The sequence below is a fragment of the Paenibacillus kribbensis genome (assembly GCF_002240415.1).
GTDB classification, from domain to species: Bacteria; Bacillota; Bacilli; order Paenibacillales; family Paenibacillaceae; genus Paenibacillus; species Paenibacillus kribbensis.
Genome location: NZ_CP020028.1, coordinates 918337 through 941533, shown reverse-complemented (window position 1 = coordinate 941533; position 23197 = coordinate 918337). Strand labels below are relative to the sequence as shown.

Here is a 23197-nt window from a genome sequence, read left to right as displayed (position 1 = left end):
ATCATTATGATGGGTCTGATTGACTTCTCTGACTATTACACGCTATACATCGATTTGAAACTTCCACGTTATGTCATGAGCTAAAAAATCAATTCACCACTCGGTTTCGTCAAAAAACTCAACATATTTGGGCTTATCTGACGTCTCATCGGTGAACACTTTAATCGCTCGCTGCCCACGTACATATACCTCTCCGTCTTCTGCTGTAAATTGTGAACCACCGAGCGCCTGATCCAGCGTTTGCCGTTTCAGCGGCAGCCACTCATCATTGACCTGGATTCGGCCAGCAGCAGGGTCTACATGTACATAAGAAACGACGTCCCCACGCATGCCTACTATAACATCAGGATATTGATATTCTGTAGAAAGCTGCAGCAGATCCTTCTTTATTCGAAGCGGCTTACCCAGTTTTTTCAATACATCCGCACGAGTATCTTCTAGAGATACGCCATTTAACGTATGAAAATCAGCCGGTACGGCATGATGATCAGGGAACGTCTGCACAGCCCTCACCATATGCCCCGCTGCTTGCGGGGAAACGGTTTGGTGAACCGTATCCTGTCCGGAAAAGGGAGTGAGCAAACCAGCAACCAGCAATAAAATCTTCATCATAAATCTCACCCTTTCAATAAATTTCCTGTAGTTTACGGTTCAACCCCTATGCTACTGGCGCATTTTCTGCCACAGGCTGGCTGCAATATCCACATAGCTTAGCCAGTTTTTAGCCGGCTTCCCCGCAGGCTCCTCGTAGGTTGCATTGTAGCTTTGAACCGTCCGTTCGGTTGCAGTTAAAGGTCTGTCCGGTTTCACTGACTTGTTCGCAGTTTCTGCATTGGATGTCTTATCCGCCGTGTTATGCGGCTTTTGAAAGCGGGTCATTAACGCGCTAGACGCCTGTTTGGCAGCCAGCGTCACTTCGCTGAGCACCTCGCCCAGGTTTTTAACAGATTCCATCACAGGCTCCACTTGCTTTAATTTATGATCAACGTCTGCGGTGATGTCATTCGCATGTCGAACCGTTTGTTTTACTTCATAGCTCAGTTCATCGACTGTTTTTTGTACATCCTGCAAGGTTTGAGTCACCTTATCCAGAGAGCCTTGTGCTGCTTTAAGTGTTTTAATAAGAAAAATAACGAGAACTGCAAAGGCGATAGCAATAATAAAAATGCTAATCTGTGTTAACATGGCATAACCTCTCTTTCATCCTTCACGAGGATGTGTATGATTATTGCATAGTTACCCTTTACGTTCAGACGCGAAACAACGTCGAAGCTTGCTTCTTCTCCGCCCCAGGCGCTATGTTTCACAGAATCTCGCAACTGAGCCTAACTGGCACGAGTATGCCACATTATATACAAAACAAGGAGGATGCAGAACATGCTGAAAAGGATGTTTCCAACCTGATTACAGGGCTGTGGAACATCCTTTTTTGATGCAGCTTTTTTACAGTTTGCGACGCTTTATTGGATCACGCTGCCCCCAAACAGGAACCGGTCCTGCCAAGGTTTGCTGAAATCCGTAACTTTCACGCCGCCACCCGCTACAGAAAACGTATGAAGAAGCTTGTTGTCTCCCAAATATACAGCAACGTGTGTGATCGTTTGGGAGGAATTATCCAGAGACGCGTACGTCCCGGAAGATGCATTATAATTTGTGAAAAAGAGCAAATCGCCACGTTTGAGCGTAGTCATGTCGGTATTCGGCTGACTGTTTTGTTTGATCCACTCACCCTGTGAACGCGAATCTGCCGGAAGCTGGATACCTACAGCCTGACGGAAAATTTGGCGGGTAAAGGCCGAGCAATCAAAAGTAGCCGTACTGTTACGATCGGAACCATATTCATAAGGTGTCCCGAGATAAGTCATACCTGTGTTAATAACTTGTTCGATTGCAGCCGCTGCATCACCGGAAGGCAAGCTAACCGCTGGCGCAGGAGATGCTGCCGCAGGTAGAGCAGTAGTATCCGAGGCAGATACCGCCGAAGCAGCTACAGGCTGCTCCACAACAACGCCCTCACCAATACGAATATATTGTGGAGACGAACTGACATAGCCTGCCGTACCATCAGCAGTGGTAACCTTGAACCAATAGGCGTTGCTAGAATCGGTAATTGTAACGACATCCCCTGTATTCATATAGCCTAAAATCTCGGAAGAAGTGGATGCCTCCGCCCGCAAACGAACGGACGTTTGAATCGTAGCTTTCGTTTGACCGGCAGAACTATTCACTGAGGCTGATGCCTCTTTCGTTGAAACGTTGTTTTTAACGGGTTCAGTGATTTCTGGTTTACGGCTGGCAGTCGGGGTGACAGTAGCAGCGGCGCTGGTAGTGCCAACTTTTATGTACTTGTCAGAGCTGCTCGTGTATCCGGTAACTCCACCAGAAGTCTTGACCTTGTACCAATAGCTGTTCGTTTTCTCCAATACCGTTACGGCCTCTCCCTGCTTCATAAAGCTGACTACATCCCCCGTCGTCGAAGGATTCGATCTGAGCTTTACTGCCGATTGAATGACCGCCTTCTGACCTGTGGATGCTGTCGATGCCGCTGCGTCAACCTGACCCGGCGACACATGAATTGCTGCCAATAGCGCGGCTGACGTCATGAGCGTTCCCATCACACGTCTTCTCAATGTTGCACCTCCTGGCTGTTTTTACGAATTTGAAGAGCATGTCCAATTCCGACCAATATAGCCGGACATGCCTTCATTATAGTAAAAGCAGCAGGAAGAGAGATATAATCCAAACGTCACAAAAGAGAACGTATCAACTCTTTGCATATAGGTCTAAAGTCTCTTTTATGGCTAACTATTAAATAATTAAACTATAATTTGGGTTCTACATGGACGTGGACATGCATTGTATTATGAACCTCTTGCAAGCGTTCCTCAATTCGGTCGCTGATCCGATGTCCTTCAATCAGGCTGAGTTGCGGATTCACCTCAATGACCACATCCACCAGCGCATGATTACCGTGTACCCGTGCCTTAACGTCTCGAATTCTCTCTACTCCAGGTATATGGGCAATCGTACTCCGTAAGTCAGACAGCTCCTGCTCGTCAAATCCATCCGTCAAACTATGTGTGGAATCTTTAAAGATATCCCATGCCGTCTTGCATATCATAAATCCTACCGCGATCGCCGCAACGGTATCCAGCCATGGCAATCCGAGCTGTGCGCCGATAATACCTACCGCTGCTCCGACACTGACAAGCGCATCTGACAGATTATCCTTAGCCGCTGCCAGCAACGCCTTATTGTTAATCTGCCGGGCCAGTCTGCTATTGTACAGATACACTCCCAGCATAATAACTGCACAAATCACGGCTACACCTGCGGAGGTGATATCCGGCGTTTGCTTTCCACCCTTAAAAATGCTCCCGATTCCATCAATAAGCACCTGGAAACCGACGACAGCCATAATAAAGGACGCTAGCAGCGCTGCGATCGTTTCGGCCCGAAAATGTCCGTAGGCATGATCAGAGTCCGGCGGCTTCTGGGATATTCTCAGGCCAATGAGCACGGCAACGGACACCACAATATCGGTGACATTGTTAAAGCCATCGGCCAGCAACGCGCTGGAAGCAAAAATATATCCACTAATCAGCTTGAATCCGGACAGCAAAAGGTAAGCGCCAATGCTCACCCACGCCCCTCGTTCACCTTTTCGTATTTCCTCATAAACATTCACCACAACGGAGGACACTCCTTTAAAAGCAACTGTTATTTCAGCATAGCAGACGATATTTGTGTGGGTCTACAGAAACAGTCTTTCCTCTCCGCATCGCTGTAGGAACAACGAAAAAGTATTGCCAAGTCCCATTCCTGTGGGGGTTGCAAAACATTTTTGCCTGCATGCAAAAAACAGGCTTTCTGCTCCCGGTTCACCCTGCCCTCGTGATATTATTGTTGCCCTTGTCCCTTCTTTTAAAAACGTTTAAAATGAGGACACAGCCGCGTTGTTCTTCAATCAGCAGGATTGACATGAATCCGGCGGCAACAGGAGGAATTTATTCATGAGCGATGCCAATGAACCACGTAAAATTAATCTTGCAGATGCCATTCGCGAAAAGCTGGCACAAAAAAAACAGCAGTCCGGCGCTTCACAGCAGGGCGGCTTTCAAGGCGGTTCCACCAAAACACTGAAAAGCCAAAATACGAAGAAGCCGAACAACCAACGCCGTCGTACAGGTGGATCATAAGCCACCCAGCCCATAGGCTATTACGGTAACGGAGGCCTGACGAGGTCAATCTTGCCTCGTTGCCGGAACCGATTTTTTAAGCTATAGGCAATCGAACCAACGAAAAAGAGGAGCTTCCCCAGCCATATCCATGGCCCAAGGAGCTCCTCTTTCGTTTGACTATTCGCTGAAATTAGCTGGATTAGCTGTTCGGGTATTAGCCGATTTCTACCGGATACATACGCTCACGCAATTTCGCAATTTCTTCGCTTTCCAAGTATTCATCATAGCTCATCGTACGGTCAATTACCCCGTTTGGTGTAATTTCGACGATACGGTTCGCGATGGTTTGAATGAACTGATGGTCATGGGAAGTGAACAAAATGGTACCGTCAAAGTCGATCAGACCATTGTTCAGCGCTGTGATGGATTCCAGATCCAAGTGGTTGGTCGGTTCTTCCAGCAGCAGCACATTGGCACCGTTCAACATCATTTTCGCCAGCATACAGCGAACCTTTTCGCCCCCGGACAGCACGCTTGCTTTCTTAAGTGCTTCTTCACCTGAGAAAAGCATACGTCCCAAGAAGCCGCGCAGGAACGTTTCGTCCTGATCCTTTGAATATTGACGCAGCCATTCCACCAGATTCAGGTCCACACCTTCAAAATAAGTGGAGTTATCTTTCGGGAAATACGCCTGGCTGGTTGTGATCCCCCATGAAAATTCGCCGTTGTCCGCTTCCAGTTCGTTCATCAGGATCTGGAAGAGCGTCGTTTTAGGCAGGCCGTTCGGGCCAACGAATGCAATTTTATCACCTTTGTTCACAACCAGACTGAACTCGTTCAGCACTTGCTCGCCTTCAACGGTTTTACTGAGGCTGTCTACAGTCAGCAGTTGCTTGCCCGCTTCACGCTCAGGCTTGAAGTTGATGAACGGATATTTACGGTTCGACGGACGGATGTCATCGAGCGTAATTTTATCCAGTTGCTTTTTACGCGAGGTTGCCTGCTTGGACTTGGAGGCATTCGCAGAGAAGCGCTGGATAAAGGCTTGCAGTTCCTTGATCTTCTCTTCCTTCTTCTTGTTGGCATCGCGAGCCAGTGTAAGCGCAAGCTGGCTGGACTCATACCAGAAGTCGTAGTTACCAACATACATCTGAATTTTACCAAAATCAATATCCGCAATATGCGTACATACCTTATTCAGGAAGTGACGATCATGGGATACGACAATGACGGTGCCTTCATAATCCATCAGGAAGTTCTCAAGCCACTGAATGGATTCGAGATCCAAATGGTTCGTAGGCTCATCGAGCAGCAAATTGTTCGGACGACCAAACAACGCTTGTGCCAAGAGAACACGTACCTTGTCGTTGCCGCTCATCTCAGCCATCTTTTTGTCATGCAGGTCACGCGGAATACCAAGGCCGATCAGCAATGCGGCCGCATCCGGCTCGGCATCCCAACCGTTCAGCTCTGCAAATTCGCCTTCCAGCTCACCGGCGCGCAGGCCGTCCGCTTCGGAAAACTCTGCTTTAGCGTACAGCGCATCCTTTTCCTTCATGATCTCATACAGGCGCGTATGGCCCATAATAACAGTTTCCAGAACAGGGAATTCATCGTATTCATAATGGTTCTGCTTGAGCACTGCCATCCGTTCGCCCGGTGTCATGTGGACCTCGCCTGAATTGGCTTCGATTTCACCGGAAAGAATCTTCAAAAAAGTGGATTTGCCCGCGCCATTCGCCCCAATCAGGCCGTAGCAGTTCCCGGGAGTAAATTTGATATTTACGTCTTCAAAAAGTGGGCGTTTACCATAACGAAGCGTTACGCCGCTTGTACTGATCATATAAGCATACCATCCTTATCATTAGTAAAGTGCTAAACACAAAATTACCGACGGCAATAGTATAACACACAAAAGATCGGATTCGAACCGTAGTATAAGCAGAACCGTCCCTGAACCTCGCCCAATATTTTATAACTAAAATAAAAAAATGCTTCTATCTCCACGATTGTCACCTGACAAACACATGGACCAGAACCATTTTCTTGTTTTCAAATTCGATGAGTAGCCACCAGGACAAACGCGTTATTCGGTTTCAACATTCATATTCCATGTACTTGTAAATGTCAGGAAACACCGACACCAAGCGGAATGAGATACATTCCCGCCTCCTCGTCCTGTCTTACGATTACCTCTACACCATAGACGGCTTGAATCAATTCGGATGTTACAACCTCTGCGGGCCGGCCGTTTGCTATGATACGTCCTTCCTTCATAGCGATCATCACGTCGCTATACCGAATAGCCTGATTAATATCATGCAGCACCATCACGATAGTCAGTCCGTGCTCCTGATTGAGCTGCCGGATCAACTCCAAAATCTCAAGCTGGTAATACATATCCAGATAGGTGGTTGGCTCATCCAAAAATAAAATCGGCGTCCGCTGCGCCAAGGCCATCGCAATCCACACTCGCTGTCGCTCCCCACCTGAAAGCTGATCCAGCGTGCTTGTTCTGCGTTCCGACAGGTTGGTACAGGCCATCGCCCATTCGACTGCTTGCTCGTCCTCGTCGCGGCTGGCTGTGAACATGGTTTTATGCGGCATTCTTCCGAAGCTGACGAGTTTTTCTACCGTCAAGTCCGAGGGCGCCTCATTCTGCTGATGTACCACCGCCAATTGACGGGCCAGTTCCTTGGGCTTGTAGCGGGTTATTTCCTTCCCGTCCAAAATCACCTGCCCCAAGCGGGGAACCGCATTGTTGGACATCACACTGAGCAGCGTCGATTTGCCGCAGCCATTGGGGCCGATAATCGTAGTAATCCGTCCCGGCTCAATCACAGCATGGATGGCATGCAGACAATCCGTTTTGCGGTCATATGAAAAGGTAATATCCTTAATGTCCATAAGTGCGATCTGCCTTTCTGATTAAAAAGATCAGGAACGGTCCGCCAATGACGGCCATAATAATAGAAGCTGGAATTTCATTGGGAGCAAGCACCGTCCGCCCAAGCGTATCTGCGAGCAGCAGCAGCAAGCCGCCACACAAGGCGGAGAACGGAATGAGCCACTTGTGATCCGAACCCACCAAATAACGGGCACAATGCGGAACGAGCAGGCCGATAAAGGCGATAACTCCTGCGATGGCTGTAGCCGTTGCTGCCAGCAGCACGGCAATGACGGAAATCAAAAGTCGTGCGCGCGTCACATTGAATCCGAGGTTTTTAGCCGTTTTATCCTGGAGAGACAAGAAATTGCACCAGGAGAACACGAGCATGGCCAGAATCAAACCAATTCCGCCATAGGTTGTGATAATCTCGACATCAACCCATTTTTTCATGGACAGGGTCGAGGTTGTGACCTGATTAATGCTGGTGATGGCATAGCTCCCCCGATAGTTAAATGACTGCCCCAAACCGGAAAAAATGGCATTTACTGCGACCCCAATCAGGATTAGACGAATTGGATGCAGGCCGGATTTCCAGGAAAATCCGTAGACCATTAAGCAGGCCAGCGCACCACCGATAAAAGAGAAGAACGGCATCCAGAAATAAAGCATCGGAAAGATTGTCACCGCAATCAACGAGATTAAAGCTGCTCCTGAAGAAATGCCGATCACTCCCGCATCAGCCAGCGGGTTTTTCATGACCGCTTGCAGCAGAACACCCGCCACTGCAAGCGCTGCTCCGGCCATCACGGCCACGATAATTCTGGGTAGTCTCAGATCCTTCACCACATTTACCTGCTCATCCGTCCCTGTCCATAATCCGGCCACTAATTGGCTCAAGTTGACCTTGAGACTGCCGGTCATTGCCGAATACAGAATGACGCCGATGAGCAAGACCATCACAATGATAATACTCCACACTTTCCTTGACATGTCATCAGCTTCCTTTAGTTCGAAGGGTACATCATCTTCACCAGCTCATCCAGTGCTGAGCTAGCGGCCAGATTACCTGTTGTGCCAAATAACGTCTCCGGCAGATCGTAGACGTGTCCATTTTTTACAGCGTTAAAATGCTTCCAGATGTCGTTGGTTTTGAATTCTTCGTCAAACATTTTGACGACCTCATCCGGCATTCCGTGCGCGGCGCGCAATATTATATCTGGATTGGACTGCTGCAAGGCTTCTGTATTGTGAGCAATATATTCCACCTTCTGATCTTGGACTACATTCGTCCCGCCTGCAATTTTGACCAGATCGCCAATATAGGAATGCTCGGTAGCCACCAGATAACTTCCCGGTACCCCCAGCAAAATCAGGACCTTAGGAGATTTCTTTCCTTGGATTTGCTGTTTAACCTTGGCTACTTTGGCATCCAAAGTTCCATTGATCTCTTTCGCCTTTGCAGCTTTGTCAAATCGGTCTCCCAGCTTTTGAATTTCCTTTTGCATATTCGCAAGGCTTTCAAAATTCAAGAATTCAGCATTGATATTCAGGTCCTTAAACTTCGGCTCCAAATCATATTGAAGTGTCGTGACCGACAATATATCTGTTGGCTTCAGCGACATCACTTTTTCCATGTCAGGACTCATCGGATTTCCCACATCAGGCACATCCTTGTATCGGTCAGGCAGCATCTTTGTACTTGTCGGCTTGCCTGCCAAATCCAGCCCCAGTGCATCTGTAATTTCCGTAATGGCTACCGTAGTCGCAACAATTCGTGGTGTTTGAACTTTATCGTCTGATGACTTTCCTGCGGCCTCAGACGTTGCTGGCGATTTCGAACCAGCACTACTGTTCTGTTCGGCCTCTGCTCCTCCCGAGCATCCGGCGAGCAATAAGATTACAATGCTGACCAACATGTAAAAATAGAATGATTTCCCTTGTGTAAAAGCTGTATAGCGTTTCATGAAAATCAAATCACCTCAATTCAAAATATAGAGCAGCATGAGCCCCAGCTTTTTTCAGGTATGTAAATGCTGACAAGTCTTGATGCCAGGCACCAAGACTTGCTCACATACAAATTATGCTGTTTAGTCGGGCTACATTGATGTCATAACCTGAGTTTACTTCGCTTTCAGACTTGCTTCATCAAATTGGAACTGAACTGTGTACCAGTGATCATATGGCACACCGCCCAGAACCAAACCAGGCACAGCAACGTGGGTGTAGGCACTAATTTTCTGAGACAAGTCCCCTACCTCGAATTGAACCACACGTGTATCACCGGATGTCGAGATCACTTCTACATCTTTCAGGGTGCCGTTCTGCTCCACTTGGAGAGCTGGCATCCAAGAGCTATTATTCAAAGTAATTTGAATATAGCGCTTGCCTCCCTTTTCAATCAGTAAGGCTGGCTTGTCGAGGTATCCTTCCATAACGGAAGCTTCATTCGTCTTGTCTTTAAATATGTTGTAGTTGATCGTGTATTGCTTCTCGGAAGCTGCGGGCTGAGCTGGCTGCTCAACTACGGGTTTTTGTTCAGCCACAGGCGTGGTCGTTTGTGCTGCTTTGTCCGTAGAGGCTGGCGCTGGTTCAGCGGCGGTTGAAGTTGTAGCTGCACTTACTCCCTCACCTTTAAGCGATGCACGGTCAAATTGAAGCTGTCCGCCGAATTTCTCATTAAAAATGTATTTCTCAGGCAGATATACCTGGGTATACACACTCAGCTTTTTGTCCAAATCAGGTACTTCAAAAGCGATCGTGTGCGTATCCCCTTTTGTGCTGGAATCAATAACCGCCGGATTTGCATAACGGCCTTCAAAATCGGTTTGGAATTGCTTCAGAGCCTGTCTGTCCGTAATAGTCAGATGAGCCACAATCTTGCCGTTCTTCACGGCCAGCTTCGCCAGAGGCTCTACAAAAGGAGCTACAATGGAGTCCTTCTCCGTACCGTTCGCCAGAAGACGGAAATCCGCTGTATACTCTCCGTCAGGCAGGTTGTTTTTCCCTTCTTCCTCTTCAACCGACTTCTTGTCGTTGTAATAAGATACATTACTGGTATCGAATTTGAATTCAAAGTCGTATACCTTTTCTACACGATCCTCGGCCTTGAAGACCATCGGAGCGGCACTTGCCACTTTAGGGGCCTCATAAACAACCAGTTGGCCTTTTACATTGTTCTTAAAGTCATTTACGCTAAAACGAATGTGCTTCGTATTGCTAGCTGCATCTTCTTCGGTCACTTCCGCGTCTTGATAGCTTCCGCTCGCGTTATCCCAAATACGCAACGCCTTCACTTCATTACTGTTTTGCAGCTTCAGACCTACAAACCGTTTGTCGCCTTCCACGACCAATTGCGCCGGTTCGTCAGTGATGAAGCGTTGAGCTGGTGAATCCACTGCTGTCGAGCCATCTGACAAAACGATACTGAATTTCAAAGCATATTTGCCATTGGCAAGCTTGTCAAAATCCAGCTTCACTGCAGGAGCTGTTGCTCCCGAAGAGGACGGTTCTACAAAGCTGCGAATGGTAGCAGGCTCAAATTGAAACTGTACATCATATACGTGGTCGTACAGGACGCCACCCAAATCTAATCCAGGTACAACGACATGTGTATTCACTGTCACTTTATCTGACAGATTAGGCACTTCAAATTGCACTGTTCTTGTATCTGCGGAGGTCGATTGATCAACCACTTGAGCTTCTGAACCGTTTACTTTGAACGTTTTAATCCAGCTGCTCTTGTCCATTTTGATCTGAATCACATTTTTTCCAGACTGTCTTAACAGCGTGGCTGGTTTCTGCATATAGCCATCCATTATGGATATTTCATTGGTTCCGTTTTTGAGCACAGAGAAATCAATGCTGTATCTGCCGTTTTCAGCCACAGGAGTTGTACCGCCATCTGATCCTTTTACCGTGATGCTGCTGCGGTCAAATTGAAGGCGGATCTTATGATCCATTTCGTAAACCGATCCGTTAAAACTGGTACTTACATGGACCTGTGCATTCAGAATAGCATCCAAATCCGCTACTTTGAATTTTACGACACGTGTATCGGCTGTTTTGTCTTCACTTACAATATCCGCATCCGTCAATGTTCCGTTTTGTTCCGTTTTGAATTCTGTCACCGTTGCGCTGTCCTTGACGGTAAAGGAAACTTCATACTTGCCTTTAGATACCGTCAATGTAGCCGGAGACAACAAATATTGTGCCATCGCCGATGGTTGATCTTTGGTTGCATGCAACGCATTGAACTTGATTGAATACGTTCCATCGGCTAAGCCCTTCCCAGGAGTACTTGGATCAACCGGGGATGGAGTTTTTGCAATGCTGCTCTTGTCGAATTGAAGACGAAGCTTATGATCCATCTCATAAACCCCACCCGGGTAGGTCGTGCTTACATGTACTTGTGCATTTAAAATAGCATCCAAATCCGCTACCTTAAATTTCACCACACGAGTATTGGCTGTCTTGTCCTCACTTACAATATCAGCATCGGCTAGCGTTCCGTTTTGTTCTGTTTTGAACTCCGTCACCGTACTGCTGTCTTTGATCGTAAAGGAAACTTCTTTTTGCCCTTTGGATACCGTCAAGGTTGCCGGAGACAACAGATATTGTGCTATGGCCGATGGCTGATCTTTGGTTGCGTGCAGGGTGTTAAAGTTAATCGAATACGTTCCATCTGCGATAGTCGGTGGTGCAGTTACAGAGCCCAACTGGAGATCAACATTATAGGTTTCCACGTAGTTTAGCTCAGGCCAGTTGATGCTTACCCATGCATTCAGCTTAGCAGGTACTTCTTTCACTTCAAATTCGATCACTCGTGTATTCGCAGTTTGATCTTCACTTACTGTGGCTACATTGGATAATACTCCGTTTTGCTCTACCTTAAATCCATCAATCTGCTTGCTATTTTTCAAGGTAAAACGAACATACTTCTTCCCATCACGTTCAATCAAAACGCCTGGTTTCTCCGTATAGCCATCCATTACAGACTTTTCATTCGTGCCATCCTTCAAAAAGGTGAAGTCCAAATTGGAGCCTGTTTCTGGAGAGGTACCATTTTCAGTAATGCTGCTCTTGTCGAATTGAAGACGAAGCTTATGATCCATCTCATAAACTCCACCCGGATAGGTCGTGCTTACATGTACTTGTGCATTTAAAATAGCATCCAAATCCGCTACTTTAAATTTTACCACACGGGTATTGGCTGTCTTGTCCTCACTTACAATATCAGCATCGGCTAGCGCTCCGTTTTGTTCTGTTTTAAACTCCGTTACCGTACTGCTGTCTTTGATGGTAAAGGAAACTTCTTTTTGCCCTTTGGATACCGTCAAGGTTGCCGGAGACAACAGATATTGTGCCATAGCTGATGGTTGATCTTTAGTTGCGTGCAGCGCACTAAAATTAATCGAATACGTTCCATCCGCCAAATCTGCTGGCGCGGGTACAGAAGCGAGCTGTATATCTACATTATAAGTATTCACGTAGTTTAGCTCAGGCCAGTTGATGCTTACCCATGCGTTCAGCTTGGCAGGCAGTTCTTTGACTTCGAACTCAATCACTCGTGTATTCGCAGTTTGATCTTCACTTACAATAGAGGTATCAGTTAAGACTCCATTTTGTTCTACCTTGAAGCCATCAATCTGCTTACTGTTTTTCAATGTGAATTGGACATACTTTTTACCACCACGTTCGATTAGAGAGCCTGGTTTTACCGTATATCCATCCATCACCGACACTTCATCCGTGTTATCCTTCAAAATGGCGAAGCTCAAATCTCCTGGTTTAGTCGGAGTCCCTGGCTCTGGAACAGGTGGAGTAACCACGTCTTCTTTCACTTTTATAGTCGAAGGATCAAACTCAATAACGTTACCATTGACCGGATCAATGTAGTCGTCCGGTTGACCCTTTTGATAATCAATTTCAACTTTTTTATCCCATTGATATACATCAAAGGTTACCGTCTGAGTAAAGCTGCTTTCTGAAACCTGAACCTTGTCTGCAATGTGAACAGGAATTGAATTTCCATCCACTTTGACATTAAAATAACCGAAGGCATATGAGCTATTCAAGCTTTTTAAAGAAACGTGATAAGTTGCTTCTCCGACCGTTGTTCCCTGTTCAACTGTAAAGGTAGCCGGATTTTCAAATTCTCCGCTCTCACTTGAGGGCTGGTTGTCTCTTTTCAATGCGTAATTAATCGTATAAATATTTGTATCTGGAGCAATGCTTGCTGTTTGGGATTCAGCAACAAACGCTTGTGGCTCTGGATTTGCAGGTACAGTCCATTCTACCGGGACCTCTTCCACTGGCTCTGTCGAATATACATCTTCGGTAACAGCTGTATCAGAAGATGCAGCTTCTGCAGCCTGACTCGTTTCGTCAAATGCATATGCCGCTGGAGCAAATGGAAGCACAAGTGAGAACAACATCACCAATGCTGCAAACAGCATTACATATTTTTTAAATTGCCTTTTCAAGTGCATTAATCCCCCTACTAAAAATATACTGATTTGAAGCTTTGAGACTCCAAATCAGTATAAATAATATGTTTAAGTGTATGAATCAGAACTTGTCTTATTTCTTGACAGTACTTTCTTTGAATCCAAATTGAACGACATAATCGTGATCATAAGGAACTCCGCCTGTGTATTCTGCAGGCACACTTACATGCAACTTAACATTCAATTTTTGCGACAAATCACTTACTGGAAACTCCACCACTCTTGTGTCTCCAGATGTGCTGATTACAGTTGCGTTGACATATTGTCCGTTTTGTTGTGTCTTAAATTCAGTGACCCAAGCGCTTTTAGTAATTGTTACTCTTGCCTTGTATTGACCATTAGTAACGATCAACGTAGCTGGTTTGGCGACATAACCGTTCGAGTCCATGTAAGAAGTTTCATTGGTGCCATCTTTGTACACGGTATAATCAATAGTGTACTTGCCATTAGCCAAAGCCGCATTCGCTTGATTAGCGGAAAATGGAGCTAGTACCACAAAAACAAGCGCAGCCATCAATACAATAAGCATTACTTTTTTCAAAGACAATTTCTCCATACGATTCATAATCATGTTCATATCCAAATCTCCTTTTCTTTATTTTAGTTTTTGAAAAACCTGGACTTCATTTTTCCTTAAATGCCTGCAAATTGCAGATGTACATCGTGCTTGCCTGTATAGCCGACCATATTCATATCTACACACATTCCTCCATGGTTTATGATTGAATTTATGTTGATTTTATGAACGATAAGGTATGTGCTTGAATTTATTTTTTGGAAGATTTGGTTGATTTCGCAGACTGAACGGCGGCCACTTTTTTGACGCTTTTGGAATCAAACGCAAAGCGGATTGTATAATCATGATCGTAATTATACGCAGGAACAGTAACATGAATTTTAGAAATCAGCGGGCTGTTCACACTTGCAATTGGAAATTGTACAGTTCGGGTATCGGTTTTGGCATCCTTTTGGATGACCTTGGTATCCATGATTTTGCCTTTGTAATCTACTTTAAACCCGGTTGTCCATTCGCTATGATTCAGCTTGATTTGCATGGTCATTTGACCTTTTTTCACATACAATTTAGCTGGCTTTTCAAAATAATCATTAGCCATGGATACCGAATCATTTTCTGCCTTGAGAATATTGTATTTGAGCGTGTATGTACCATCCGCCAATGTTGGAGAAGCCGCAGCGGCTCCTACAGATGACGGAGTTGGCCAAAAGCCCAGCACACTCACCAGCAGAAACACAGCAATAATTGCAGAAAACCCCTTCTTCATTTTGACAGCAGTCCCTCCCCACGAGAATATAACTAATTGATTATCATTCTCAATTGATATTTGAAAAAAATAGCTCTTCTTGAGCTTTTCTCCCCACCTCTCTATTCCATAAATTCGCAAAACCAAGTGAACCCATCATCAATATATCTCACACTTTTCGGAAATGTCAATATGTATTTGCGTGTATATAATCCCTTGATATATGCTATTTTTTAAGAAAAATTTGGGGCATCTTCTCCTATAACATGAACAAATCTCACCTCATTTTCAATTCGAAATTTATTTAAAATTTTGATTTTTTCGATTGACAATCCCCATTGATATTCATTATCATTTTCTTACGCTTAAATGAAAATGATTATCATTATTGTTCAACTCAAAATGCAGGAGGAATGACATGAAATCTTATGTGTTGTGGTCATCCGCAGCGCTTTTATTGGCAGTCACCGGATGCAGTAATGGCGCTCCGACCGCAGGTCATCAACCAACCAGTGCATCTGTATCTGCCACTTCAAGCTGGCCAAGCAATGCGGCGATTCAGGTTACTGACTTTTCCGAGCGAACGTTGTCGTTCCATGGTGTACCTCAACATATCGTGGCGTTAAGCAACGGCGATCTGGATATTATATACGCATTGGGCGGGACGGTTGTCGGCAGACCCAACTCGAATGGACCCTCCGTCGTCCCAGCCGCTGAGAATGTTCAGCAGGTAGGCTCCACTCATGAGGTCGATCTGGAGAAAATTACGATGCTCAAACCGGATGTTGTATTGGGCAATTACCCTATGAATGAAAAGGACATTCCGGCCATTGAAGGAGTCGGTTCACAGCTGCTGCTGACTGGAGCCAATTCCGTTCAGGATATTCGATCGCAAATTACGCTATTCGGACAATTACTGCAAAAGCAGGCTCAGGCCGAGAAGCTGAATCAGCACATTGACCAACAGATAGCCAAGCTGCAAAAGGCAACAGCCTCCAGCGTCAAACCGAAGGTGCTGCTGGTCTACGGAGCTCCGGCCACGTATATGGCGGCATTGTCGAATTCACTGGGCGGAAACATTCTGGAGCTTGCAGGCGGCTCCAACATTGCCGCTGATTTTCCGGGCCTGCAAAATTTTCCGCAATATGCACAGCTAAACACAGAGCGCATCATACAGGCTGACCCTGATTACATCTTCATCATGACCCATGGCAATGCAGACGATGCCAAAGCGGCATTTTTGAAGGAAATGCAGGAAAATGCAGCCTGGAACGGAATTCGGGCGGTCAAAAACAATCAGGTCGAGGTGCTGCCTTCAGATCTGTTCGGAACGAATCCGGGCTCACGGGTGACAAAGGCGCTGGATTTGATGCATGACAAGCTGTATCCGGCGAAATAGGCGATGAACAAAGCACAACGTGCCAGAAGACGCACAATCGCCTGGATCACCCTTCCGATTTTACTGCTGGCCGTGTCTGTGTACGGTCTGGCCTACGGTTCGGTGTCGATCGCGCTCCAAGAAATCAATCGGGTTTTGTTATATAACCATGACTCTACATATCGCACGATCCTGATGGATCTACGGCTACCCAGAGTACTCGTGGGTTTGCTTGTAGGAGCCTGTCTCGCAGCATCCGGGGCCCTTCTTCAGGGAGTCATGAAAAATCCACTGGCCGACCCTGGTGTTATTGGTGTATCGGCCGGGGGTGGACTCGCTGCCGTCATCACGATGGTCATGCTTCCACAGCTTAGCTACCTTCTTCCGGTAACGGCTTTTTTAGGTGCCTTTCTGAGCGCGCTCGTCATTTACCTGCTGGCATGGGACCGCGGGGCCTCCCCGGTCAAAATTGTGCTGGCCGGTGTGGCGATCAACGCACTGCTCGGTGCCCTCACCAACGGCGTAATGGTCATGTATAGCGACCGCGTCCAGGCCGTTCTCCCTTGGCTATCCGGCGGATTAAACGGACGAAGCTGGCATCACCTGGAGTTCATGGCACCTTACGCCATCATTGGTTTAATCGCTTCTCTATTTGCGATCAAGCCTGCCAATTTGCTGCTGCTGGGCGACGATTCAGCACAGCTGCTCGGCCAACGGGTAGAGCTTCAACGTCTGCTGATTATCCTGCTCTCCGCCCTGCTCGCCGGTACGGCGGTCAGTGTGGCCGGGCTGATCGGTTTCGTAGGACTGGTTGTTCCCCATGTCATACGGCTGCTGATTGGGGAGGATTATCGTTTCCTCCTCCCCCTTTCCATGCTGGGCGGCGGGACGCTGGTTGTCCTGGCGGATACGGTGGCACGCTCCTGGTTTGATCCGATTGAGCTGCCTGTAGGTATTTTGCTGGCCGCCATCGGGGCGCCGTTCTTCTTAATCCTGCTCAAGAAACGGGGGAATTTCAGATGACAGCCATTCAGGGTGAGCATCTCTCCTTACAACGCGGATATTTCCAGCTGGACGATGTCAGCATCAACTTGCCCGCCGGGCAGCTCACCGCAATTGTCGGCCCCAACGGCTCAGGCAAATCTACGCTTCTCCGCATTATAACCCGGCTGCTCAAGCAGGATCAGGGGCAAGTTTCCGTACTGGGCAAGCAAGTAGAGAACTACAAACGGCGCGATTTTGCCCAGACCCTTACGATGCTGCCGCAAATGAAGGATATGCTGCCATTATTAACGGTTCGTGAGCTGGTCGCTTACGGAAGGTCTCCTCATGCCAAAGGCTTGAGAATACGCCATACGGGGCAGGACCAGCTTATCGTAGATCAGGTCATGGAAATCACGGGCATCAAGCCCTATGCGGATCGGATGTTCCATACTCTATCAGGAGGTGAACAACAAAAAGCGCGAATTGCAATGGCTTTGGCCCAACAAACAGGTATTCTTTTGCTTGATGAACCGACCACTTTTCTGGATATCGCCCACCAATTTGAAGTTATGGATATGCTGCGGCGTATCAATCACGAGTCCGGCTTGACGATTGTTATGGTACTGCATGATTTGCAGCAAGCTGCGGCCTATTGTCATCATATGATTGCGCTTAAAAGAGGACGAATTGCCGTTGCTGGCGAACCCCGTCAGATTTTGACGTCTGCTTTTCTTCGCGACATTTATGAAATGAACGCTACGATCAAATTCGAGGCTGGCTATCCGGTCATTATACCGACCATACCACATCATTTAGGAGGAATTTAAATATGGTTATCGTTACCAATACGTCTAAAATCACGCCGGGCAATGCCCATCTGCTCATCGAACGCTTCAACAAAGAAGGAAAGGTAGAGAAAATGGAAGGCTTCCTCGGTCTGGAAGTGCTGTTGACTGAAAATACAGAGGATTATGAGGAAGTAACGATCAGCACACGCTGGAAGGAAAAAGAGAACTTCCAAGGCTGGACCAAAAGCGAAGCGTTCCGCGAATCCCATAGCCACCGCCAAATTCCGGACTATATTATTGAAAATAAAATCACGTTTTATGAAGTTAAAATTGTTCGTCATCCTATCGCCAACAACGATTCCTCTTTGGCTAGCGATAACCAAGCCGTTTAATTCTGAAACACAGCCTCACAACAAAAAAAGCGGCTCCGCAGACAACATCCTTTGTCCGCAGAGTCGCTTTTTTCAATGAGTATTTTGCCTAACTCCTCAGATGGTTGTCGAGCACCGGCGCCTAATTTTCAGCGTCTCTCCGTGCCCCAACACATGGATACGTTCCTTCGCGATACCCAAACGCTCACGCTCGGCTTCGAGACGATCTAGCGCCTCTCTCGGCGTATCATCCGCCAGCTTAAAGGCTCCATAATGCATCGGGATCATCTGATCTGCGCCGCAATCCACAAAGCCCTGCAAAGCCTCCTCCGGTGTCACGTGCTGCGAGGTCATGAACCATTCCGGTTCATACGCGCCAATCGGCATAAAGGTCAGGTCAATGGCAAAACGCTCGCCAATCTCCTTAAAACCACGAAAATACCCGGTGTCTCCCACAAAATACAACGTTGGCACATCCGCCGAATCTGAGTCTGCATGAGAAACCGGGTCGGCCACGGACGTGGCAGAGCCGATCACCTGCTGCTCACTTTGCAGTACGTACCCACCCCAATGTGAGGTGTTGGTATCAAACGGCGTACGCCGTGTCCAGTGCTGTGCCGGAACAAATGTAATCCGCACCCCGCCTACCGTAAAATGCTCCCACCATTGCAGCTCATGGCAATTGCGAAAGCCTTTGCGGATCATTTTCGACTTTAGTCCCGAAGGTACGAGCATAAGCGTGTCTGCACGATATAATTTGCGCAGTGATTGTATATGTAAGTGATCATAATGCGAATGGGACAGCAGAATGATGTCCAGCGGCGGCACATCCTGAATGCGAATGCCGGGTGGAGCCAGCCTTTTGTCCAAGGCCATACGCTCGGCCCATACCGGATCGGTGATGATATTCAGCCCAAGGTATTGGATGAAAAAGGTGGAATGGCCTACCCAGGTTGCTGTCGTCATGTCCCGATTACTGTGCAAAAACTCCAGCTCCGGGGGATGGTTCGGAACAACAAACGTATAATCCTTTGTTTTGCTGCGTCGTTCCTGCCGCCATTGTCTGAATTGCTTGATGGTTTTATCCGTATTGACATGATCCATATTGTTAAAACGAACTTTGGGCATGATGTAGTTTCCTCCCTGACGAACCCGTTCTCCCAAGTGATCCAAAGGGTTGCATTCATCTATATATTTTATACGTGAGTATGAAAACCAAATGATACTACATGCTGATCTATGTAAAGTATAATTCAATCCCCAATCCAATGGAAATCTGTAAAGGAAATACCACAGCATACATCAAGGTACATCAGAAAACATCAAGGGACCCTCCTCATGATCAGGAAGGCCCGTTTCCAATGCCGCTGTTAGTCCTGCGGATTTTTAAAGCGTGCCGAATATATAAACAAAAACACAATCGCCACGACAATAATGATAGGCGACTCGTACATAATCGTAAAATGCTCGAAAGCAGCCACTATAGCTCACCCTTTCTTCCCCGCTTGTCCTCGCACATATTTTGCATCGAACAGGAACAGTCTCAAGATCAGAATCAGCGAAGGGATCAGCACCAGCAGACCCGCACTAAACGCCGTAATCAATGCATACGCCATCGCAGAGTTCGTAAAGCTGGCATGCACATTAATGTAGGGATACAAAACATACGGAAGATGCGAGCGACCATAACCATACCAGGCAAATGCAAATTGCAGCATCACCAGGATGAATGAGGTACCCAAATAGCGCCGTTGCCATACCAGATAAACAGCTCCCACAAAACATACGAAGGAGGCAACAAACATCCAGGCCATACTCAGCATATTGGCAAAATGGTCCGGATTTTGTTTGTTAATCTGAAAAAATGCAAACAGACTCGCCATAATTGTAGGAGCACTCCAGAACAGTGCGTATCCCCGTACAATTTCGAAAGCGACCTTGTCTCCCGCCCTTTTGGCATAGAAGGACAAAAACATCGCCGATATATACAGCACACTCACCAGCGCCAGAATAATAACTGCCCACGTATAGGGGGTGCTTAATAGCTGGCCCCATTGCAGATGAACACCTGTGCTGTTTTCCACAATAATGCCGCCTTCCGAAATGGCGAGAACCGTGGACAATGCCGCTGGAATCAGCAGCCCTGTCGCACCGTACAACGCCATGTAGACGATATTATTGGTACCGGAATGCCCATACGTATTGTACGCATAATACACTCCCCGAATCGCGAGAAGCACAATCGCAATACTGCCGGGAACGAGTAACGCCGTCCCATAGTAATAAGCCGCATCCGGGAAAAACCCGTTCAATCCCACCACGAAAAAGATGAGAAATACATTCGTTACCTCCCACACCGGGGATAGATAGCGTTGAATGATATTGTGGATTTTGTTCTGGTGACCTGTCAACACACTGTAAAAGCTGAAAAAGCCTGCACCAAAATCAATAGAAGCCACAATCAAATAACCGAACAGGAAGGTCCACAAAATGGCGATACCGACAATTTCATAGCTCACTTGCTTTCAGCCCCTTCCATGCCCAACTGCTTCATCTCTTCTACCGCATCCTTATTACGGAATAGCTTGCTGAGTACCTTAATGGCCGAGAAGCACAACACCAGATACAAAATAACAAACATCACCAGCATCCATCCGACACTGGTAGAGGTGGTTGCTGCCTCGGATACCTTCATGTATCCGCGTAAAATCCACGGCTGCCTGCCGACCTCCGCGAACATCCAACCCAGTTCAATGGCGATCATAGCCAGTGGTCCGACCAAAATAAGCGCCAGCAGCAGCCATCTGGGGTATGGTTTGCGACCTGGCAAACGCCCCCGGATCAGATATAGCAGCGGGATGACCAAAATCAGCACTCCGGTGGTGATTTTAAGGTCAAACATATAGTGGATAGACAGCGGCGGACGCTCATCTACGGGATAATCATTTAATCCCTTGACCTCCGTACTGGGCAAATTCCCGGCCAACACACTCAGCGCATAAGGCACTTTCAGGGCATACTTGATATCACCGTTTTCATCCATGTAGCCGCCATATACAAAGGGAGCGTGCGTCATCGTATCAAAATGCCATTCAGCGGCAGCCAGCTTCTCCGGCTGATATTTGGCTAAAAATTTACCAGACGCGTCTCCGATCATTACTGTACTAATGGCAAACACAATGGTGCAGGTAGCCGTCAGCTTCAGCGCTTTTTTGAAATACGGGTGATTACGCCCCCGCAGCATGCTGTAAGCAGCCAGTCCCATCAGCACCCCGGCGCTTAATGTATATGACGAAGCCAGTACATGTGAAACCTTGGTCGGCGTGGCCGGATTTAGCATGGCCTGAATGGGATGAATATCTGTCATGACTCCATTTTTGAGTGTAAAGCCTTGAGGCTGGTTCATGAACGAGTTCACAGTCGTAATAAAAACCGCTGATGCCGATGAGGCAATCGCTACCGGGATCAGCAGCATCAGGTGAAAATATTTGCTTTTAAACCGATCCCAGGTATACAGGTAGATACCCAAAAATATAGCTTCGATAAAGAAAGCAAACGTCTCCAAAAATAAAGGCAACGCAATCGCTTGTCCAGCCACCCGCATAAAGGTAGGCCAGAGCAGGCTGAGCTGCAGACCAATCGCGGTGCCTGTAACGACACCCACGGCAACAGTGATGACAAACCCCCGCGCCCACCGTCGGGCCAACAAAGTATAATGCGGATCACCGGTTCGCAGCCCGCGCCATTCTGCAAGTGCAATCATTAAGGGTACGCCAACGCCGATGGATGCAAATACAATATGAACAAACAGGGTAATTCCGGTCAGCATCCGGCTTAGCAATACAGAGTCCAGTGAAGACAAATGGGTTTCACTCCTTCATTTCACATTTTAAAAATAGGGAAACTATCGTAAATCGCTCTTGATTACCAGCTAGTGAGTCAAGCGAACTATGCTTTTAATTACGGCGTACAGCATAATAGCCGCAATCACAATACATACAATCATGAGCGTTCTTTCCTGCTTGCGGAACATCCGAACGCCTCCTCCACTTATCTTTTGGCGTATTTTGGTAACCTATTCTCAGTTTGGTTCACTCCGCCGATTTTTAACCCTGCTTTGGTGCTGAATACAGTCGTTTTTCTGTTTAGATATTGTCTTATGCCTTCAAATTCGCTATATTAAAAATAGTTAGATAACCTAATTATATGAAAAGAGTGAACTTATGCCGCCAAAACAACATCAGCGGGACGCCGTTCAGCACCCCCTTCCCCGCCTTGGGCCAGAGCCTTATCTGGAGTTAATGGATCAAACAGCTCTTGCCGAAACGGACCGGCAGCTTGCCCGCATCGGTCTGTTTTTGCTATGGACGGGTGATAACGTGCTTGATGCGATTGATCTGGATTTGTCTGCTTACGGTCTGACAGAGAGCAAGCTGGATTTGCTTTTACTATTAACCCTGCATCAATCACAAGATCAGATGAGCCCCTCGATGATTGCCGACCGTCTCGGAATTCGACGCGCATCCGTGACATCAATCCTGGACTGGACAGAGCAAAGAGGATGGATTATCAGGGAACATACTCCCACAGATCGACGCAAGATTCATGTACGTATTACAGACGAAGGCTCCCTTCTTGTACAGCAGGTACTCCCTGTATTTTGGTCCTCCTGTGCTTCTCTGGCGAGCATTTTGGAGCCTGAGGAGCAGGTTGTTTTTTCGCGGATTATAGAGAAGCTCCACCATCATATGGAGCGCAGATTGGGGGTGGGTAGATAATTTTTTTGAGCATATAATTAGGTTATCTAATATTACAAATTGATTACATTAACAAGTTG

Annotated in this window: 21 protein-coding genes; 6 read left to right on the top strand and 15 right to left on the bottom strand. The window is 47.0% G+C overall.

The features are described from left to right. Nucleotides 1-93: 93 nt before the first annotated feature. The 4 genes from B4V02_RS04175 to B4V02_RS04160 form a co-directional block, all read right to left on the bottom strand. Nucleotides 94-612, bottom strand: coding sequence for a hypothetical protein (locus tag B4V02_RS04175; protein ID WP_094153860.1), 519 nt, complete (start codon nt 610-612; stop codon nt 94-96). A 51-nt stretch (nt 613-663) separates the two neighbouring features. Then, nucleotides 664-1185 (bottom strand): DUF948 domain-containing protein, encoded by a 522-nt coding sequence (locus tag B4V02_RS04170; protein WP_094153859.1) that lies wholly within the window; start codon nt 1183-1185, stop codon nt 664-666. Nucleotides 1186-1460: 275 nt separating this feature from the next. Further along, nucleotides 1461-2630 carry a C40 family peptidase gene (locus B4V02_RS04165; RefSeq protein WP_094153858.1) on the bottom strand — a complete coding sequence of 390 codons (1170 nt, stop codon included), beginning with the start codon at nt 2628-2630 and terminating at the stop codon, nt 1461-1463. 191 nt (nt 2631-2821) lie between these two features. Then, entirely contained in the window at nt 2822-3691 is an 870-nt protein-coding gene (locus tag B4V02_RS04160) for a cation diffusion facilitator family transporter (RefSeq protein WP_094153857.1), read from the bottom strand. A gap of 322 nt (nt 3692-4013) precedes the next feature. On the opposite strand from B4V02_RS04160, the gene B4V02_RS04155 reads away from it, so the two are divergent. Further along, nucleotides 4014-4199: a hypothetical protein gene (locus B4V02_RS04155; RefSeq protein ID WP_007432127.1), complete on the top strand. Its 186-nt coding sequence runs from the start codon at nt 4014-4016 to the stop codon at nt 4197-4199. 196 nt (nt 4200-4395) lie between these two features. On the opposite strand, the gene B4V02_RS04150 is transcribed toward B4V02_RS04155, so the two are convergent. From B4V02_RS04150 to isdC, 7 genes are all read right to left on the bottom strand, one after another. Beyond that, nucleotides 4396-6024: an ABC-F family ATP-binding cassette domain-containing protein gene (locus tag B4V02_RS04150; protein ID WP_094153856.1), complete on the bottom strand. Its 1629-nt coding sequence runs from the start codon at nt 6022-6024 to the stop codon at nt 4396-4398. A 284-nt stretch (nt 6025-6308) separates the two neighbouring features. Continuing rightward, complete coding sequence (locus tag B4V02_RS04145) at nt 6309-7088, bottom strand: ABC transporter ATP-binding protein (protein WP_094153855.1); 780 nt, start codon at nt 7086-7088, stop codon at nt 6309-6311. After that, nucleotides 7078-8061: a FecCD family ABC transporter permease gene (locus tag B4V02_RS04140; protein WP_094153854.1), complete on the bottom strand. Its 984-nt coding sequence runs from the start codon at nt 8059-8061 to the stop codon at nt 7078-7080. The genes B4V02_RS04145 and B4V02_RS04140 overlap by 11 nt, the downstream gene beginning before the upstream one ends. A 14-nt stretch (nt 8062-8075) precedes the next feature. Beyond that, on the bottom strand, nt 8076-9035 hold the full coding sequence (gene isdE, locus B4V02_RS04135; protein WP_094153853.1) for a heme ABC transporter substrate-binding protein IsdE: 960 nt from the start codon (nt 9033-9035) through the stop codon (nt 8076-8078). Nucleotides 9036-9191: 156 nt separating this feature from the next. After that, entirely contained in the window at nt 9192-13553 is a 4362-nt protein-coding gene (locus tag B4V02_RS04130) for an NEAT domain-containing protein (protein WP_094153852.1), read from the bottom strand. A gap of 97 nt (nt 13554-13650) precedes the next feature. Beyond that, entirely contained in the window at nt 13651-14154 is a 504-nt protein-coding gene (locus tag B4V02_RS04125) for an NEAT domain-containing protein (RefSeq protein WP_094153851.1), read from the bottom strand. Nucleotides 14155-14344: 190 nt separating this feature from the next. Continuing rightward, nucleotides 14345-14860, bottom strand: coding sequence for a heme uptake protein IsdC (gene isdC / locus B4V02_RS04120; RefSeq protein ID WP_094153850.1), 516 nt, complete (start codon nt 14858-14860; stop codon nt 14345-14347). Between the two features lie 397 nt (nt 14861-15257). On the opposite strand from isdC, the gene B4V02_RS04115 reads away from it, so the two are divergent. From B4V02_RS04115 to isdG, 4 genes are read left to right on the top strand one after another with little or no spacing between them, the layout of a single operon-like run. Continuing rightward, the gene (locus B4V02_RS04115) at nt 15258-16238 is read left to right on the top strand and encodes an ABC transporter substrate-binding protein (protein WP_094153849.1); all 981 of its coding nucleotides are present in this window, start codon (nt 15258-15260) and stop codon (nt 16236-16238) included. 3 nt (nt 16239-16241) lie between these two features. Next, a complete protein-coding gene (locus B4V02_RS04110; RefSeq protein ID WP_094153848.1) occupies nt 16242-17240 on the top strand; it encodes a FecCD family ABC transporter permease in 999 nt (332 codons plus the stop codon). Next, nucleotides 17237-18028 (top strand): ABC transporter ATP-binding protein, encoded by a 792-nt coding sequence (locus tag B4V02_RS04105; RefSeq protein WP_094153847.1) that lies wholly within the window; start codon nt 17237-17239, stop codon nt 18026-18028. The genes B4V02_RS04110 and B4V02_RS04105 overlap by 4 nt, the downstream gene beginning before the upstream one ends. A 2-nt stretch (nt 18029-18030) precedes the next feature. After that, nucleotides 18031-18381, top strand: coding sequence for a heme oxygenase (gene isdG / locus B4V02_RS04100; RefSeq protein WP_094153846.1), 351 nt, complete (start codon nt 18031-18033; stop codon nt 18379-18381). A 96-nt stretch (nt 18382-18477) separates the two neighbouring features. On the opposite strand, the gene B4V02_RS04095 is transcribed toward isdG, so the two are convergent. The 4 genes from B4V02_RS04095 to B4V02_RS04085 form a co-directional block, all read right to left on the bottom strand. Further along, nucleotides 18478-19488, bottom strand: a complete 1011-nt coding sequence (locus tag B4V02_RS04095) for an MBL fold metallo-hydrolase (RefSeq protein ID WP_094153845.1) — start codon at nt 19486-19488, stop codon at nt 18478-18480. Nucleotides 19489-19730: 242 nt separating this feature from the next. After that, a complete protein-coding gene (cydS, locus tag B4V02_RS27180; protein WP_007432143.1) occupies nt 19731-19841 on the bottom strand; it encodes a cytochrome bd oxidase small subunit CydS family protein in 111 nt (36 codons plus the stop codon). Nucleotides 19842-19847: 6 nt separating this feature from the next. After that, nucleotides 19848-20879: a cytochrome d ubiquinol oxidase subunit II gene (locus tag B4V02_RS04090; protein WP_094153844.1), complete on the bottom strand. Its 1032-nt coding sequence runs from the start codon at nt 20877-20879 to the stop codon at nt 19848-19850. Further along, the gene (locus tag B4V02_RS04085; RefSeq protein ID WP_094153843.1) at nt 20876-22222 is read right to left on the bottom strand and encodes a cytochrome ubiquinol oxidase subunit I; all 1347 of its coding nucleotides are present in this window, start codon (nt 22220-22222) and stop codon (nt 20876-20878) included. The genes B4V02_RS04090 and B4V02_RS04085 overlap by 4 nt, the downstream gene beginning before the upstream one ends. 361 nt (nt 22223-22583) lie before the next feature. Here B4V02_RS04085 and B4V02_RS04080 point away from each other — a divergent pair, with 361 nt between their 5' ends. Continuing rightward, nucleotides 22584-23138, top strand: coding sequence for a MarR family winged helix-turn-helix transcriptional regulator (locus B4V02_RS04080; protein ID WP_094153842.1), 555 nt, complete (start codon nt 22584-22586; stop codon nt 23136-23138). The last annotated feature ends 59 nt before the right edge of the window (nt 23139-23197 follow it).

Bases quoted from the DNA above. Each gene is read 5' to 3' on its own strand.
- B4V02_RS04175 (WP_094153860.1), bottom strand. From the start codon at position 612: ATGATGAAGATTTTATTGCTGGTTGCTGGTTTGCTCACTCCCTTTTCC.
- B4V02_RS04170 (WP_094153859.1), bottom strand. From the start codon at position 1,185: ATGTTAACACAGATTAGCATTTTTATTATTGCTATCGCCTTTGCAGTT.
- B4V02_RS04155 (WP_007432127.1), top strand. From the start codon at position 4,014: ATGAGCGATGCCAATGAACCACGTAAAATTAATCTTGCAGATGCCATT.
- B4V02_RS04150 (WP_094153856.1), bottom strand. From the start codon at position 6,024: ATGATCAGTACAAGCGGCGTAACGCTTCGTTATGGTAAACGCCCACTT.
- B4V02_RS04145 (WP_094153855.1), bottom strand. From the start codon at position 7,088: ATGGACATTAAGGATATTACCTTTTCATATGACCGCAAAACGGATTGT.
- B4V02_RS04140 (WP_094153854.1), bottom strand. From the start codon at position 8,061: ATGTCAAGGAAAGTGTGGAGTATTATCATTGTGATGGTCTTGCTCATC.
- isdE (WP_094153853.1), bottom strand. From the start codon at position 9,035: ATGAAACGCTATACAGCTTTTACACAAGGGAAATCATTCTATTTTTAC.
- B4V02_RS04125 (WP_094153851.1), bottom strand. From the start codon at position 14,154: ATGAACATGATTATGAATCGTATGGAGAAATTGTCTTTGAAAAAAGTA.
- isdC (WP_094153850.1), bottom strand. From the start codon at position 14,860: ATGAAGAAGGGGTTTTCTGCAATTATTGCTGTGTTTCTGCTGGTGAGT.
- B4V02_RS04115 (WP_094153849.1), top strand. From the start codon at position 15,258: ATGAAATCTTATGTGTTGTGGTCATCCGCAGCGCTTTTATTGGCAGTC.
- B4V02_RS04110 (WP_094153848.1), top strand. From the start codon at position 16,242: ATGAACAAAGCACAACGTGCCAGAAGACGCACAATCGCCTGGATCACC.
- B4V02_RS04105 (WP_094153847.1), top strand. From the start codon at position 17,237: ATGACAGCCATTCAGGGTGAGCATCTCTCCTTACAACGCGGATATTTC.
- isdG (WP_094153846.1), top strand. From the start codon at position 18,031: ATGGTTATCGTTACCAATACGTCTAAAATCACGCCGGGCAATGCCCAT.
- B4V02_RS04095 (WP_094153845.1), bottom strand. From the start codon at position 19,488: ATGCCCAAAGTTCGTTTTAACAATATGGATCATGTCAATACGGATAAA.
- B4V02_RS04080 (WP_094153842.1), top strand. From the start codon at position 22,584: ATGCCGCCAAAACAACATCAGCGGGACGCCGTTCAGCACCCCCTTCCC.